The organism is Stenotrophomonas sp. ESTM1D_MKCIP4_1 (assembly GCF_003086895.1).
GTDB lineage: Bacteria > Pseudomonadota > Gammaproteobacteria > Xanthomonadales > Xanthomonadaceae > Stenotrophomonas.
On record NZ_CP026004.1, the window covers coordinates 2454274 to 2470186 of the forward strand.

The 15913-nt window shown below is 66.6% G+C and carries 10 protein-coding genes; 1 reads left to right on the forward strand and 9 read right to left on the reverse strand.

Going from position 1 to position 15913, the window contains the following annotated elements; all coding sequences use genetic code 11:
• Positions 1-44: 44 nt before the first annotated feature.
• The 5 genes from C1924_RS11295 to C1924_RS11315 are packed head-to-tail and all read right to left on the reverse strand — an operon-like array spanning position 45 to position 7602.
• Positions 45-626 carry a hypothetical protein gene (locus C1924_RS11295; RefSeq protein ID WP_216821537.1) on the reverse strand — a complete coding sequence of 194 codons (582 nt, stop codon included), beginning with the start codon at positions 624-626 and terminating at the stop codon, positions 45-47.
• 14 nt (positions 627-640) lie between these two features.
• A complete protein-coding gene (locus tag C1924_RS11300) occupies positions 641-2842 on the reverse strand; it encodes an SH3 domain-containing protein (RefSeq protein ID WP_108765387.1) in 2202 nt (733 codons plus the stop codon).
• Positions 2835-4286 (reverse strand): hypothetical protein, encoded by a 1452-nt coding sequence (locus C1924_RS20470; RefSeq protein ID WP_108765388.1) that lies wholly within the window; start codon positions 4284-4286, stop codon positions 2835-2837. The genes C1924_RS11300 and C1924_RS20470 overlap by 8 nt, the downstream gene beginning before the upstream one ends.
• Complete coding sequence (locus C1924_RS11310; RefSeq protein ID WP_159094790.1) at positions 4283-4834, reverse strand: hypothetical protein; 552 nt, start codon at positions 4832-4834, stop codon at positions 4283-4285. The genes C1924_RS20470 and C1924_RS11310 overlap by 4 nt, the downstream gene beginning before the upstream one ends.
• Before the next feature lie 5 nt (positions 4835-4839).
• A complete protein-coding gene (locus C1924_RS11315) occupies positions 4840-7602 on the reverse strand; it encodes a type VI secretion system Vgr family protein (protein WP_254051125.1) in 2763 nt (920 codons plus the stop codon).
• Positions 7603-7839: 237 nt separating this feature from the next.
• Between C1924_RS11315 and tssA the strand changes: the two genes are divergently transcribed.
• On the forward strand, positions 7840-8898 hold the full coding sequence (gene tssA / locus C1924_RS11320; protein WP_108765390.1) for a type VI secretion system protein TssA: 1059 nt from the start codon (positions 7840-7842) through the stop codon (positions 8896-8898).
• Between the two features lie 59 nt (positions 8899-8957).
• Here tssA and C1924_RS11325 read toward each other — a convergent pair whose 3' ends face one another.
• The 4 genes from C1924_RS11325 to C1924_RS11340 are packed head-to-tail and all read right to left on the reverse strand — an operon-like array spanning position 8958 to position 15873.
• The gene (locus C1924_RS11325; RefSeq protein ID WP_254051126.1) at positions 8958-9743 is read right to left on the reverse strand and encodes an OmpA family protein; all 786 of its coding nucleotides are present in this window, start codon (positions 9741-9743) and stop codon (positions 8958-8960) included.
• A gap of 2 nt (positions 9744-9745) precedes the next feature.
• A complete protein-coding gene (gene tagF / locus C1924_RS11330; RefSeq protein WP_108765391.1) occupies positions 9746-10729 on the reverse strand; it encodes a type VI secretion system-associated protein TagF in 984 nt (327 codons plus the stop codon).
• Entirely contained in the window at positions 10726-14424 is a 3699-nt protein-coding gene (tssM, locus tag C1924_RS11335) for a type VI secretion system membrane subunit TssM (protein ID WP_108765392.1), read from the reverse strand. The genes tagF and tssM overlap by 4 nt, the downstream gene beginning before the upstream one ends.
• A 15-nt stretch (positions 14425-14439) precedes the next feature.
• Positions 14440-15873 (reverse strand): hypothetical protein, encoded by a 1434-nt coding sequence (locus C1924_RS11340; RefSeq protein ID WP_108765393.1) that lies wholly within the window; start codon positions 15871-15873, stop codon positions 14440-14442.
• Positions 15874-15913: the final 40 nt, after the last annotated feature.

Below are 15913 nucleotides of genomic sequence, written 5' to 3' on the forward strand. Positions count from 1 at the left end.
GGCCCACCCTGCCAGCGGCGACCTGCACAGGCATCGATAGTCAGTCAGTACGTTGCGAACGGCACTTCAACCTTCAGCGCCGCGCCACCCTCGGCCGGCTTCAAGGTGTAGGTCTGGACGCCACCATCATCGTCTGCCAGCGACGTATCGCGACGCTCGACCGTATAGCGTGCGCCACCCAGTTCCAGCGTTTTCGCACCCACGGCGCGCGCGTCGGCCTGCAGCAGCAATCCGCCCGCGGCCTCGCGCTCTTCCTTGAAGGTGTAGCTGCCCAGGGCGCCCTGCACTTTCAGCAGCTGGACGTGCGGGCGATAGGGGGCTGCGTCAAGGTTCCAGCCATTGGTCAGATCGGTGACCCACGGACCCGGAATGTCGAAGCGATCCTGCAGCTCCGTCTCGCCGACTTCGCCCCCTTCCACCGACAGGCAGCAGACGACTTTCCCGGCTTTGGCGTCATAGACGGCCCAGCGGCTGCCGACGGCTGCGGCATGCGGCAGCATGGCGAAGTGGAACTGCTGCTCGAGATTGCTGTCGGAGACCCGGCGCCAGCCCCCCACTTCGGGAGGCTGCGCCTGGCAGCCGACCGCCAGCACCAACCCTGCAGCCGCAAGCGCGGCGCGAATCATGAAACCAGCCATCGTCAATTGCCTGTCTTGGACCAATGGGGATCATCGATCTTCTTCGTTCTGCCGTCATAGTTCCAGTGCAGAACGCTGTAAGTGGCACCCACGTCGATGATGTCGCGCTTGCTGCCAATCGTCACGCTGGTGCCGTCGGCCTTCTTGACGGTCTTGCCTATGCCCCAGGCCGGACTGAGCCGCATGTCGATCGCTTCGCCCCCGTTGTGATTGGACCGGTAGGGCTTGCCGATCGCCCCGGCAGCGCCGTAGGCCGCATCCATGGCCTTGGCACCCTGCTTTGCAGCCTTCAGATCGGGTTTGCCACTGGCGTCGAGGTGTTGCCAGTCGATGTTCACCGGCGCATCCCCGTTCTGCGGCGCGAACGCCGGCACCTTGGCCGGATCCATGCCGTTGACGATTTCGCGCGCGTAGTACATCAGATACGAGCGCTGTGGCGGGCGCAGGGTGGTGTTGATGTTGACGGTCACGCCGGCTGCATTCAGCGCCGCAAGGAAGCGGGTGATGTTCGACTTGAAGGGTTCCTTGAGATCGGCAACCTTGTTGCTCTGCATGAAGCGCTTGTGCCACTGCGCACCGCTCTTCTCACGTTCGCCGTTGTAAGTGCCGTCCTTGCTGGGGGTCGCATTGGCGTTGGCCGTGGCCATCGCCGAATAGAAGTTGTTCAGCAGCCCGATCGGGTGCAGGTGGAATACCTCCGGCGCGCCGGGGAAGCCTTTGACCTTGGGCGCAACATCCTTCCACCACCGCAGGTTCTGGATGCGCAGTTTCTCCGCGCTCCACTCCACTGCGCCGTCGAGCATCAGCGGGTCGAGCTCGTCCCACTTGGCATCCTCGCCACCCCATTCACTCTCGTAACGGACGATCATCCGGCTCAGCGCCTGGGCCAGCAGGGGCTGCTTGCTGGCGGCCTGCAGTTCGGCCTTGCTGATATGCCCATTGCCATCGGTGTCCAGCAGTGCGTGCAGTTTCTGGACCAGCGCGCTGCGCTCGACCTTGTCGGCCCGCATGCGGTGGTCGGTCACCTCATGGGCCTTCAGCACGCCCATCTTCACCAGCGTCGCCGCCATCATGTCGACCGGCTGGATACTGCCCTCTTCCACCGTCTCGAAGCCCGGCCATGCCCAGGGCGACTGCCAGCCCACCTTGGCGTGGCCAGACTCGCAGGCCCAGCCCAGGACGAACGTCCCCGGCTTTTCGCCGCACGCCGCCACTTCCCACCAGGCCTTGCCGTCGCTGTCCAGCGCCCGCTTCGGGGCAGGCAGGCGCTCCAGCTCGGCGCGGGACATGACCCGGACCAGTCCCACGGCCTCACCATCGGGGCCGTCCGTGCGCAGGGGATGCTTCTTCCACCACTTCATGCCATCGACCGGGCACGCCTGCAGATCCTTGCGGAGGATCCAGAATGGCTCACCCACCGGCACCCGCATCTCGCGCCGCGTGTAGTTGTGCTTCTTCGCTTCCTTTTCCGACTGCGTGCGCTGGCTATCGTCCGCGCCGACGAACACGCCGGTGAAATGCGCGTCCTTCGCGTTCGCGTAACTCTTGCTGCTGGACGAGTAGGCACCCAACGCCTTGCGCTCGAATATCTTCAGCTCCGATCGCTGGACCAGCGTCCACGTGCCCAGGCCGGAATCCTTGAGCTGGGTAAGCACAGTATCCGACTCAATCGTGCCGTCCGGCATGGCCGGCTTCTTCAGCCGCGCGCCCTTCTCGATCACGAACAGGCTGCCCGTTCCCGGCGGCAGGAGCGACGCGTACTTGCGCGACTTTGCCAGGAACACGGGCAGGTCATTGCCCGCAAAGACTTCAAGGTGCATCAACGGGCGCGTGCCGCGCTTGGGCAACGGCTGGGCGTCCACGTACTGCTGGTACTCACCGACATGCCCCAGCAAAGCGCCCGCACCAATGGCGATGGGCGTTTCGGGAATGACGACCTTGTCACGCTGGACCGGCTGCTTCGGACCCGGGTCGAGTTCGGGCATGAAAATCCAGCCCTGCTTCGCTGCCGGGTCAACGGCCTCGCCGGGCCGAACAGGAACGATCTCTCCTTCCAGGATCCGATCGATCTGCGCCCATTTGTCCTTGCGGTTCTTCACGGTTATCCGTGCGCCGCGTGGCAGCAGCCCCAAGCGGTTCGAGCGGCTGCTGGCTTCGCTGCGGATGTTCAGGCCGATGATCGGCGCCGGCGCTGCGTCAGTCATCCGAGTGTGCCTCCTGCACGACGTTGTCCCATTCCTTCATCTGGCCAGGCCCCCACCCCAACTGCTCCAGCGCGTCAGCTACTTCAGCGGAGTCACCGGATGTTCCACCACAGTCACAGCCAACGTGATCGTCCTCACCCTCGTCATGCGCTGCCTGTACCGGAGCCGGTGCAGGCGGCACCTCCTGCGCATCCTTCGCCTTGTCGCCGACGACGAACTCGTTGCCTTCGGTCCAGAAACCGGGCCGTGCGCGCTTGCGGTCCTCCTGGTACCCGGTGAAGTCCATCAGGTGCATGTAGAGGCTGTAGAAGGTCAGTTCGCTGCCTGGCTCCGGCTTGGTCTCCGCAGCAGCCGCCTTGGCATCCTTGGAGTCCTTCGGGTCCTTTGCCGCCTTGGTGGCCGGCGCGGGCGCCGCAGCCTTGGCTGGTGCCGCTGCCGTGGGCGCCGCTGCAGGCGTGGCGGCCTCGGCCTTCGGCGCCGCCTTCTTGTCCTGTTCTTCCTTGGCAGCCTTGTTGGCAGCGTCGAACTTGGCCTGCGCATCAGCCGGCAGCTTCAGCGTGTGCCGCACCAGCACAAACCCCTTCGCGTACAACGCCTTGCGCTGCGCCTGCGGGAAGGTGATTTCCGGGTAGCGGTCATCGATCCGGTAGGCGATCACCTCGCCATCCTTGATGCAGCGGACGCCCTGCGTCTGGTCGAGCACGGTGCCACTGCCGGCGTCGAAGTGGACGCCGCCATGCCAGAGGCCGCTGGCGCCCACCGGGAAGAACCCATCGTCCACACGGGCCAATGCGCCTTCCTCCTGGGCGGGAAGGCCCAGGTACATCGCGCCATCGAATGCATCACTCTTGCCCTGGCGCGGGAACGGGTACATCCAGGTGGTCTGGGCCTCCACCGGGGCACAGCACCCCAGTTCGTAGCCCCCGAATTTCTTCATGTACTTCGAGACGCTCGAGCCGTAGGCATCGGTGCCGTCTTCCGCACCGCCCGTGCGCAGGAACGCAAGCACGGCAGGACGCTTCCACTGCCCCGTTTTCTTGTCCGGCTTGCCCGGACCGTAGCCCTTCAGGTGGGCGGCCGCGATGATGCCCGACTCGGTCACCACGAAACCCTTCATGGTCTGGCCGATGAACTTGGTCGTACCGAAGTAGCGGCCCTGGCGGCAGAGTTCGCGCATCCACTCCTCGCCGGCTTTGTCCTGCATCGCCTCACTGGCCAGGAACACTTCGCGGCTGGTGACACCGTTCTTGCCCGTCCATTGGCCCTTCCATTCCTGCTTAAGCTTGATCTCCGCCGTGGTCTTGTAATACCCCAGCTGGGTCAGCGCCTCTTCACCGAACTGGTATTTGCCGATGTAGTTGTAGCTGTTGATGATGCCGATGTTGCCGCTCGACTCTTCAAAGCCGACCGCATCCAGGAATGCCTTGAGGTTGCCGGCGCTCATTGGGCCTCTCCACAATCGCCCAGCCGTCGCACCATCTCGAGATTGGCGGGCATCCGCGCATCAAGCACTGCGCGCTGTGCATCCGAGGGGTTTCCCAGCCAACGGATCGCGCAGTTCAGCGTCAGCCGACCCACCATGTGCCGGCCCGCGGGGTCGTAGAGGGCAGCAAGCTGCGTCGTACCGCACGCATGCGCCTGGCAGGCCGAGTACAGCCACCAGGTCTGCCCGTTGATCGACAGCGGCTTGCCCGCTGCGCTGGGGCCTGTCAGCAGCCGTTCTTTCAGGCGCGGGGCCTCGCCAGCCGGCACTTCTGCCAGAAGCGTAGCGAACGCACGCGTCACGTCCGGGTTTGCGCGGCCGCAGTCGTCGGGCGCCGGCTTGCCCTTGCCAACCAGAGCGAACAGATACGTCGCAAGCGGCTGCTCGGCGCACGTCGGCTGCGGAAGATCGACCGATGCGTCCGTTGCAGATGCCTCGTGCGGCGCTGCTGCGACGCACTGCCATGCCAGTGCCGCCGACAGGGGCAGCAGAAACAGCGTCTTCTTCATTGTGTTCATCCCGAGAAACCGATGATCCGCTTCTGTTTCATGTCACCCAGCACCCAGGACGGCAGCTCGCTTTTCGTGCTGCTGGGGCCGAGGAAGGATTTGCGTTGCGCGTGCACGGTGATCGAGCCCGGTGCGTTGAACACGATGTTGCCATCGGCGACCGTGATGCTTGCGCCACCGGAGGTGGCAACATGCAGCGTCTTGCCTGCGGCCAGCTCGATATGCGCCTGGGCGCTCGCGCCACGCAGGCCCGCTCGCGACTGTATGCGAATGGCGTCAGCCTGGGCCTGTACCTCGAACTCGCGGGTGCCCGCGGCAACAGTCAGGGCAGCAGCGGCAGCGGCACCGTCCTTGGTGACGGCAGCCAGAAGGCCCAGCGACTGGCTCGCATGCAAGCGGGCCTGCCCCATGACCGTTGTGTCCGAATGCATACCACTCGCCAGCAGCAGCGCTTCGCCACTGCTCCATTGGATGCTCTGCCCCGCCACGTGTGCCACGCCGTCAGGCGCCGCCAGCCCGAGCAGGGGGTCACCACTGTGGGGAATGCGGCCTTCGCCGGGTTCGGCAGCGCGCTGCGGTGCCTGTGCCACGCCCTCGGCGTACTGCGTTCCTGCAACGACGGTTCGCGCAGCCGCCGACATCGCCGCCAGCGGTGCCTGGGTCTGCTCGATCCGTGAACGCATCGCGCCGCCCGCCCCCTCCTGCATCGCCAGCGGACTGGTGACATGCGTGCGCGCGGCCTGGGTGAAGCTCTCGCCCAGCGTCTGCAGCTGCGAGAGCAGCGCGGACGGCTGCACCGCCTCGCCGGCAGGCGTGGCGCCACCACGGCCATAGGCGCTGAACCACGCACCCGCCGTACCGCGTACCGCCCCCCACGCATCGCTGCGCAGCTCGAAACCGGTGCCGCGCAGGCTGCCTACATAGTTGTCGGCCTGGTAACGCAGATGGCCCATCGTCAACTGCGACACCTGCTGGCTGCTGGCCAGCTGGGCGCGCAGCTGCTGGTTGGAATCATCGAACAGCAGATGATTGCCGCCCTCGCCGCCATCCCACTCGCGCGAACGGATGCCCCACAGGGCGCCGCCGTGGCGGTGCGCCTGGTCACCGGCACCCGCCGCGTGCCACGCCGGCGCCTGGCCACTGCTGAGGTTGGCCTGCGCACTGCTGCGCGTGTCGCCCGCCTGCCCATAGGCGGACAGATCACCTTCACCGTTGGCGCCTGCAGGCGTCGGCGCCACGCCTGCCTCGCCGCGGCCGTTGTACAGGGCGCCGAGCACCAGCGGCCGATCAATGTCGCCATCCAGGAAACCCACCAGGACTTCCTGGCCGATACGGGGCAGGAACTGGCTGCCCACGCCCGGGCCCGCATAGCGCTGCGCGACGCGCAACCACGCGCTGTCCTGAACGCCGTCGCCCTGGGCCTGCTGGAAGTGAAAACGCACACGCACGCGGCCATGGCGGTCCGCATGCAGATCACGGCTGCCCCCGCCCTGCCCGGCCACCACCACTGCGGTCTGGTAACCCGGCACGGTGGGCCGTGGATTCAGGCGTGCCCCGGTGCCGTCGATCAACTGCGGGCGCCACGGCGTGGCGCGCTCGACGGCCTGGAACGTGTTGCCGTAGCCCACCGCTTCGGCCTGTGCCCACAGCGCCGCATCCTGTGCGTCAGCCGGTGCAACACCCAACGCGTCGTCCAGGCTGCGTCGCAGATCGGTCGGCAGGTTGTTGATGCCCGCGTGGTCCACCGCCACCAGCAGCAGTTCCGGCGGGGTTGCGGCGGGTGCCTGCTGCAGGCGCAGCCAGCAGCCGGAGTGCAGTCCACGCACCGTGCCACGAGCCTGCCAGCTGCGGCTGTGGGCTTCACGGGCCTGGGCCTGCAGGCGGGCCTGCCGCGAGGCCGACGCCGCGTCACTGAACGCGTAGGCGCCGACCGCGTCGAAATCCTCACGCGGCGACTGGCTGCCGCCACCGTCCATCGGTGCCTGCCCGGCCAGCGCACGCACTTGGCGGTAGTCGTCACTCTGCAGGTTGACGGCGGTACTGCCGAGGCGCCGATGCAGGCCGATGGCCTGCACGCTGTCGCTGGACTCGGTTGCATCGCTGCGGTGGAAGCGCACACCGACTCCCGAACTGGCGGCATCTTCGGGCAGGGCGACGCTGTCGGCGAAGATCTCCATGCCGTTTCCGCACGGCGCGTCCTCGTCCGCGTACAGGCGCCAGCCGAGACCCTCTTCGGCCAGAAGACGCTGCAGGAAATCCAGGTCGCTCTCGCGGTACTGCACGCAGTAGCTGCGCACGCGCTCGCCGAGGAAGGCATCCACGCCTTCGGCCCAGCGCCAGCGGGCCACGTCGGTGTGGCCCTGCAGGACCGCATCCACGATGGCGCGGATGCTCTGTTCCTGGAACACGCGGCTGTGCCGCGCGTACTGCAGCCACCACGTCCACGACACCAGCCGCAGCTGGAATCGCGCCAGACCACCGTCACTGCCCAGGTTCGCCGCGTCGGCAACCAGACCGCTGCGGCGCCATTCACCGCCATCGGCGCAGCGGGTCACCAGGGTTGCGCGGGTGCCTGGCAGGGCCGCCAGGTCGATGCCTGCATCCGTGCCCAGCAGGGTCACTTCGGTCCAGGCGTGCTCGCCCATCGCGTCACGGCCACGCCAGCGCTCGACCGTGCAGGCGGCCAACGCCTCGTTCTCCAGTCGATACAGGCGCTGCGCATCACCCAACCCGGCGACCTGCGTCATCACGTAATTCAGCTGATCCATGCCAATTCCAGAGTAAAAGACGTCAGTTCATGACACGCGTGACGTCGGTTTCCAGCCGGCGATGCTAGCAGATCGACGTGAGCGTCAATATCACGACGGGCGTATCGAACATAAACTGCGCACCTCGTCACATAATTGACGGTGCGGGCGAGGAGCGGGCGTCTCATGGCATCGGTCACCGCCGCGCTGTTCACATGCGCGGGCTAGAATCGATCCCAGTCCTCAACGAGACCTGCCATGCTGGATCAGGAAGCCCTGCTGGCCCCGATTTCTGACAACGCCCCGACTGGTGAAGATCTGTCGTTCTCGGCCGAGTTTGATCGGATCATCGAAAACCGTCGCGCCGACGACCCGACCCTGGATCAAGGGGCGTGGCAGACCGACATCAAGTACGCCGATTGGAGCAGTGTGCTGCGCGATGCCAGCGACCTGCTGCAGACGCGCACCAAGGACCTGCGCCTGGCCGGCTGGCTGAGCGAGTCGGCCACGCAGCTGGAAGGTTTCCAGGGCCTGGCCATTGGTTACCGGGTGACTGCCGGGCTGTGTGACCGGTTCTGGGACGAGGTGCACCCGCAGGCGCCGGACGGCGATTTCGAGGAGCGCATCGGCAACCTGAGCTGGCTGCTGACCAATTCCCTGCAGTGGCTGCGCGCGGTCCCGATCATTGCCGCACCGCAGGGTCGCTTCAGCCTGGCCGATTTCGAGCACGCCCACGCCCGCGCCAACAGTGGCGAAGAGGATGATGGCCGCCCGAGCCTGGACATGCTCAATGCAGCACGTCGCGATACCCAGCACGGGTTCTACCGGCAGCTGGCCGACGATCTCCCCGATTGCAGCCAGGCCCTGGCCGAACTGCAGGCGGCCGTCGACAACCGGCTTGGGCTGGATGGCCCCAGCTTCAGCGCCGTCCGCGAACAGCTGGAGCACCTGCAGCGCACCGTACTGCGTTTCGCGCGCGAAGCCGGCGTGCTGCTCGATGGCGAGACCGTGCCGGCCGACGATGGATTCAGCGAACCCGCCTTTGCCGGTGAGGCCAGCGGATTCGATGCCGCGCCCGTTGCACCCGCGCGTGGCCCGGCCGGTGCCCCCACGTCACGCAAGGAGGCGCTGCAGCAGCTGCGGCAGGTGGCCGAGTTCTTCCGACGCACCGAACCACACAGCCCGGTGGCCTACCTGGCCGAGAAGGCGGCCCGCTGGGGCGAAATGCCGCTGCACGTCTGGCTCAAGCGCGTCATCAAGGACCACAGCACGCTGGAACAGATGGAAGAGATGCTGGACGTGAACCCGGAAGACTGAGCGTCCCATCCGGGCATCGACGTAAAGGAAGGATCGGGCAGTGCCCGATCCTTCTTTGTTTACTGGATCTTGAACTCGATGCGGCGGTTGCGCGCGCGGCCGTCATTGCTGGTGTTGTCGGCCACCGGCTCATCCGGCCCCTTGCCGAGCACATCCATGTGGCTGCCCGGAATGCCCTTGGCCATCATGTAGTTCTTCACCGCGAGCGCGCGCCCGTGGCTCAGCGCCAGGTTCGATTCGCGCTGGCCCACATTATCGGTGTGGCCGATGATGAGGAACCGGCTGTCCGGCATCTGCGCCATCTTGGCCACCATTTCGTCCAGGATGCCCATGCCGAACGGCGTCAGGCGGGCGCTGCCACTCTGGAACTCGATGATGCGGTTGGCCAGCGTCTGGTCCAGCACGTTCTGCTGGGAGCCCACCTTCAGCGCGTTGGTCACCGTGTAGCTGGTGTTGCTGGCCAGGCTGAGGTCGCTGGCAACCTGCTGGCGCAGTGCTTCATTGCCCACCTCACCGGTGATGCGCACCGATTGGCCATTCACTTCCAGCTTGCCGGGCGAGACGCGCTTCAGGCCGGGATTGATCATGCCCGAGACATAGTCGCCCCAGTTCGGCGGCGTGGCGATGGTTTCCACCTGGATCCGGTCCACCACCCGCTCGGCACCGTACACGGCACGCAGGTTGTTCAACAGCTTGGCTTTGGTTGCCTGGTCAGGCACCACGCCTTCGATCACCACCGGCCGCTCGGTTGCAGCGGGCGCGCCCGCTGCGGCGTTCTGCGCGGCCAACGGTGCCGCTGCCAGCAGCAGCGGCAGCATGAAGTGAAAAGGGTTGCACACGCGCATCGTCAGGTTCCCAGGAAAGTCTCGCCAAACAGCTTGCGTGCGGTGGCCAGGGCCAGGTCGTCACGGTCAAGGAAGCTGCCAAAGCGATTGAGGTTGTAGTCGCCACGCATGTAGTCGTCGACCCATTCCGAATGCTGGATGCGGATGAGGAAATCGCCGGCTTCTGCCGGGTCGAGCACCGCGCGCAGCACCTGCCGGTCGGCGCCATTGAAGCCAACGATCATGCTGGGCGCCGCGTCGTTGCGGATCAGCACGGCCAGTTCAAAGTCGCCACGGGCGACGAAGCTGGACAGCAGGTCCAGCCAGAACGCCGCCACCAGCGGGCGGTACGCCGGATCGCGCACCAGCGGGAAGACCAGCGCCTTGTCGATGTTGACATCGCCACCGCTCAACACCGGCTGCAGCAACAACCCAAGGGCGGGCAGCACCTGCCGCAGCGACACCTCACCATGCCCGGAATCGCGCAGCCGCTGTTCCAGATCCGCAACGGTGGTGCTTTCGAGGAAATCCTGGAAGCTGCCGTTGTAGTCCCCCGGATCAGTGCTGATGCTGAAACGCGCATCGGCCAACTGCGCCAGCGCCTGCGCGGCATCACTGTCCTGATAGGCCTGGCGTGCCAGGCGGGCCAGCCCGGACCACGCGTTGGACATCGCCAGCGGGCTGCGCCCGATGAACGGCAAGGGCTCCGGCGCATCCAGGCGCAGCGCGGACAGCAGCGGGAAGCGCCGCTCGGACGCGTCACGACTGGCCAGGAAGTGGCCGCACAGCACCATCTTGCTGCGCGACCCCAGGAACGCATAGTGAATCTCGGGCGCCTCGTCGTACCGCTGCTTCCAGTCCGGGCTCTGGCTCAACAGCTCCAGGCTTTCGCCTGCCCAGCGGTCCAGCCAGCCAAGCAGCTGATGGTTCTCCGCAGCGCGGACGAAATCGCCGCGCGACGGCACCTTGCCGAAATAGGAAACGCCTGCGCTCACCACCCGGCTCATCGGGCACCTCCAGCGGCCGACGCCGCAGGGGCCGTGGCGGCCGGCGCGACAGCGGCCGGGGTTCCTCCGGCCACGCGCTCGGGCAGCTGCAGGCCACGCTGCCAGTCGCCGCCACCCTCGTTGCTGGCACCGGCACGGCGCACGATGCGCATCTCCACCGTCACGCCCACACCGCTGCCGTTCCAGGTGATGCGGCTGGAATCATCCAGGCGCTCATACTCACCCTCGGCCATCAGGCGGTTGAAGCCGTTGGTGCCCGGCGCGCTGAACACTTCCACCGTCCTGCCATCACCGGTGACCGCCGTGATCTTCACGCCCGGCACCTGGCCGGCGTTCGGGTACTGCATGGTGGTCCACTGCGGCGGCGTATTGCGGTAGCGCAGCACCTGCCCGTCAATCTCGATGGTGTATTCCAGCGCACCGGCAGCCGGTGCAGGCAGGATTTCGAAGATCGTCGTGTCCTGTGCGGCACCCGCGGCTGCACCACTGACCCAGTTGCCGTAGTTGGCCACCAGATCAGCCGACAGGTTCACGCCCTGGCCTGCCCAGCGGCGGGTCTCCAGCAGCGGCCCGCGCTGGATCACCAGCGGGCCCAGTGCTTCCTTGTTGAACGCGGCGATGCTGCCGCTGGCGCCGAACACCGCCGCCACATCGCTCGGTGCGGCATCGACGTCGGAGTTCAGGTTGAACGGATACTGCTGGCCGATGCGCGCCTTGAACGGGTCGTACACCTGGGCCTTCCAGGTCTTGTTCACCTCATCCTCGGTCGGCGTGATGAGCGCACTGAAGGTCTGGGTCAGCGGGCGCAGCAGCAGCGGGCGCAGGGCCTCGCGCTGCTTCTCGTCCAGACCGGTCAGCACCTGCTCGTCCACCAGGGCCAGGCCGACGCTCAGCTCCGAGCCCTCGTTGCTGAAGGTGTCCTGCATCAGCTTGCGGGTACCCACGCCGATCTCGCCCTGGCTCTTGATGGCATTGAGGCGGGCGCGCAGCTTGGTCAGCGTCTCGAAGTAGGCGGTGATGATAGCCGGCTGGTCACCGCGCTCGCTGGTCAGCCGCGCGATGCCCTCGAACGCCTTGCCGATCGGGCCGACCGGCTGCGCTGCGGCCGTCGCGGCCGGATCCTTGCGCAGCACGGTGCGCTGGAACCACGCCACGAAGCCCTTGCGTGCCTTGGTCGAACGCGCCAGTGCGGCCGGGTTGTCCCACACCGTCTCCTCGTTGATGCGCTCCAGCAGGATGCGCAGCGGCGAATTGTTCGCATCACCCAGCTTGTTGATGCGCGCGACCGCCTCGTCGAAGGTGCTGAACTCGGCCACGCTCAGGCCCTGCACGAACTTGCTCCATTCGCGTGCGTAGTCGTTCTTGTACAGGTTGACCAGCTCGCGCGACACATGTTCCGGGCTGCCCGCCAGCGAAAGATCGCTCTGCTCGGTGGTGCCCAGCACCCAGTCGGTGGTGCTCAGCTGCGTGTTGGCCGCTTCCTTGATCGCGTCCTGCACGTAGTCCTCCCAAGCCTTGCGGGAGAACGCACCGGAAATGGCGTAGCTGCCATTGATCAGGCGACCGTTGCGCTCCACGCCGATCAGGTTGTCGACCGTGGTGGTGCCGAACCGCGCACCGGCACGCGCCTTGATCTGCGCATACACCCGCTCCATCGCCGGCTGCCCCTTCATCACCTGGCCCAGCGCCTGGCGGGTATCGGACACCAGCGTGACCTTGTTCTGCACCTGCGGCCAGCTGGGCTTGCCCGACTGCGCCACGTAGAAGGTCATCAGCTTTTCAGCGGCGCGCACCATCTCCTCGCGGCTCATCTGCCCGCGGTTGGCCTCCAGCCAGGTGCGCCAGAACAGGGTCAGCTGCTGCGAAAGGTGCGCGCCTTCCACGTACTTCGGATTACCCAGCATCAGGTAGGTCTTCAGCGCGTTGTAGGCATCGTTGGTGCTGGTCGGCGACGCGTTCTGGTACAGCACCTCGCTCTCGGCAGCGGCGCCATTGCCCTGCCCCAGCTTGTCGCGCTCGGCTACCACCTGGCCCAGGTAGTTCTCCAGATTGGCGACAGTCGGTGCCAGCATCACCTGCTGCATGCCGTGGTTGTACTCACGCAGCAGCTTTTCGCGGATGGCCGTGCCCTGGTACAGGCCCAGGTGGGTGGTGATGCCGCCCTCCTTGCCGTAGCGGTCCAGCTGCTCCATCCGGTCCTGCAGCAGCAGCAACGCATCGATGCGCGACTTCAGGTCCATGCGGTCCTTCTGCACACGCACGGCCTGGTCCAGATCCTTGGTGGCGTTGGCCACCAGCTGCGCATTGGTGGTGTAGGACCAGGTCCACAGCCCCAGCGCCAGCGCCAGCACGCCCACGGCGCCAAGGAACACGCCATAGCGGAGACGGTTCTGGTGCGGGCTCGAGTACTGGCGCACCAGTTCCTTGTCGGCAAAGATGACCTTGCGGAACAGATCCTTGAGGAAAAACGCGGTGTGCCCGGTGGGCGCCTCGTCCACGTTCGAGCCGCGCTGCAGTGCGAACTGGCGGCCGACGCGTTCGGACGCATGGTGCACCGAACGCCCTTCCTGCAGTGCGCTGGAGAAGTAGAAGCCGCGGAACACCGGCTTGAACTGGTAGGGGTTGTCCTCGAACAACGTCGCAATGAAGGTGCGCAGCGCCGGCTTGATGCCAACGAACTCCAACGGCAGCGACAGCAGGCCCGGCGACACGTCGCGACCGCGCTGCATCGCCATGTGGGTCAGGCTCATCTCCTTGATGCCCTCGGCCAGCTCATCGAAATGGCTGTCGAACGCATTGAGCGCATCGGTCTGCTGCTGCACGTCGAACGGCAGCGTGGCGCCCCACACGTGCTCGCGCTCGGCCGGGTCCAGGTTGTGGAAGAACTCGCTGAAGCCGGCCACCAGATCGGCCTTGGTGAACAGCACATACACCGGCGCGAACACTTCCAGCCGCTCGGTGATTTCCTGCACGCGCTGGCGCAGGTTCTTGGCCAGTTCAATGGCGAACTCCGGCTTGCTGCCGGACAGCTCGGCCAGGCTGGCAGCGATGATCACGCCGTTGATGGGCGCGCGCGGCCGGTTCTTCTTCAGCAGGCCAAGGAAGGTCAGCCATTCCATCCGGTCCTCGACGCTGACCGAGTAGCGTCCCGCCGTGTCCAGCACGATGCCGTTGGTGGTGAAGTACCAGTCGCAGTTGCGGGTGCCGCCGATGCCCTGCACCACGTTGCCGCGGTTGTCCTCGAACGGGAACTGCAGACCCGAGTTGAGGATGGCGGTGCTCTTGCCTGCCGCCGGGTTGCCGATGATCACGTACCAGGGCAGCTCGTACAGCGCCGCGCTCCCCTTCAGCACGCCCATCCGCGAGGACTTGATCTGCTTGACCGCATCCATCATGCGGGTGCGCAGCGCTTCGGTATCGGCACGCTGCGCGGGCTGTGCCCCCGCCACTGCCTTGTCCGCCTCATCCTTGACCATCGCCTCCACGCGCTTGGCGGCGCGACGGGCGAGGATCCGCTTGATGGTCCACACCAGCAGGGCCAGCACCAGCAGGCCCGCCAGCACGATCGCCACCCAGATCCCGATCTGCCGGGCCTCTGCCTCACCGTAGTGCGCCAGCGCCGCGGCACCGACCAGGCCGACCACCAGCCAGAGGCGGTAGTCACGCAGGTAGTAGCTGAAATTGCTCAAACTCATGCAAGGGTCCAGGGGTCAGGAAGCCAGCGACGCATCGGCCGCAGGCATGGGGGAAGAAAGAGGATCAACCGCGCCGAACAGGCGCTGCTGGTTGTCGGCCACGCCCAGCAGCAGCACGGGCTCGGCATTGCGTTGAAGCTGTGCATGGGCCAGCGCCAGCTGCGCCAGCGGCAGGGCCGGGCCCAGCTCACCGGCACTGACGGCCAGGGCCAGGCTCTGCGGACTGAAATCGAGATCGGGCGACAGCGAAGCGGCGATCGCCGCCGCATCCACCATCAGATCGCCGCGGTGATCGGCGTCATGCAGGACGAACTGTGCCGGCGCGCGGTCCGCATCCAGGCCCGACTGCCATTGGCTGGCCAGCGCGGCGAGCTGCCGCCGCTGTTCCGCCGGGCGCTGCCCTTCAATCTGCTCGGCGCGCACCAGCTGCGGCCGCCACAGACGGCCATCACCCTCGCGCCCGTGGGCCAGGGTTGCCAGCAGAACGCCGGCCGCCCCCTCGCCCGGGACCCGACCATCAGGATTCTGCGCAGTGGCCAGCACGCCTGCATGCTGCCAGGACGCAATGACGTCGGCATCAATGCAGGACGCCGCAGCCAGCAGCAGGTGCCAGCGCGGCTCGGCTGCAGCGGACACCGCGTCGATCACCCGCTGCACGTGCGGCCAGACCTCGCGCGCCGCATCCAGCGTGGTGATGCGCACATCGAAGCGGCGAGCGTCGATTCCGGCCCTGCGGGCCTGCTCGATCAGCCATTCCTGCACCCACGGGCGCAATGCGTCAGACCAACGGCCCGGGACCAGCAGCTCGATGGTCAGCACGTTCTCCACGCGCTGCTCATCGCGACGGCGCAGGCCGGCAACCACGACTTCCTCGGAAGCAACGATCTCCGGCAGCACGGCATACACAGCTTCCAGAAGCTGCTCAAGCACAGGCTGCAGCAGCGCCATCGCGCGGCGCTCGTGAGCCGCCGTATCGATACCATCCTGCCGCACCTGCAGCACTTCCAGTTCATCCAGATAAGGCGCGGCGCTCATCCGCACCGGCAGGCTGTGCCTGTCACGGAAGCGCCCGTCCAGCGCAGGGCGCGGCGGCGCCGCTGCTGCGTCCAGAAGCGCCTGCGGCTCCAGGTCGATTCCCAGCTTCAGGCCACCGGCAAGCAGTGCTACCGACGCGGGTGCCGCTCCACGCGGCGTCGCCGCTGCATCATTCGCCGACGTGGACGCATCCGTGGCGGCCGGCGCTGCAAGCGCAGTGTCGACGCCGCGCCGCAGTGCGCTGCGCACCATGAAACCGGCACCGCTCAGGCCAACCGGCAGCAGGCCGAGATAGGCCAGCATCTGCATGCCCGTGGGTACCGTGCCGCTGTTGCGCCAGTAAAATATCGTCGCGCCCCAGGTCGCGATGAACACCATCACCACCGAGGCCGCCTTGCCCAGCCATCCCGCCATCAGTTGCCGTGCTCCATGCGCTGCTCCCGTCCGCCGCGTC

What these genes read in the sequence shown, in the direction of transcription:
- tssM (WP_108765392.1), bottom strand. Translation starts at nt 14,424, where the DNA reads ATGAGTTTGAGCAATTTCAGCTACTACCTGCGTGACTACCGCCTCTGG.
- C1924_RS11295 (WP_216821537.1), bottom strand. Translation starts at nt 626, where the DNA reads ATGATTCGCGCCGCGCTTGCGGCTGCAGGGTTGGTGCTGGCGGTCGGC.
- C1924_RS11310 (WP_159094790.1), bottom strand. Translation starts at nt 4,834, where the DNA reads ATGAAGAAGACGCTGTTTCTGCTGCCCCTGTCGGCGGCACTGGCATGG.
- tssA (WP_108765390.1), top strand. Translation starts at nt 7,840, where the DNA reads ATGCTGGATCAGGAAGCCCTGCTGGCCCCGATTTCTGACAACGCCCCG.
- C1924_RS11315 (WP_254051125.1), bottom strand. Translation starts at nt 7,602, where the DNA reads ATGGATCAGCTGAATTACGTGATGACGCAGGTCGCCGGGTTGGGTGAT.
- C1924_RS20470 (WP_108765388.1), bottom strand. Translation starts at nt 4,286, where the DNA reads ATGAGCGCCGGCAACCTCAAGGCATTCCTGGATGCGGTCGGCTTTGAA.
- C1924_RS11325 (WP_254051126.1), bottom strand. Translation starts at nt 9,743, where the DNA reads ATGCGCGTGTGCAACCCTTTTCACTTCATGCTGCCGCTGCTGCTGGCA.
- C1924_RS11300 (WP_108765387.1), bottom strand. Translation starts at nt 2,842, where the DNA reads ATGACTGACGCAGCGCCGGCGCCGATCATCGGCCTGAACATCCGCAGC.
- tagF (WP_108765391.1), bottom strand. Translation starts at nt 10,729, where the DNA reads ATGAGCCGGGTGGTGAGCGCAGGCGTTTCCTATTTCGGCAAGGTGCCG.
- C1924_RS11340 (WP_108765393.1), bottom strand. Translation starts at nt 15,873, where the DNA reads ATGGCGGGATGGCTGGGCAAGGCGGCCTCGGTGGTGATGGTGTTCATC.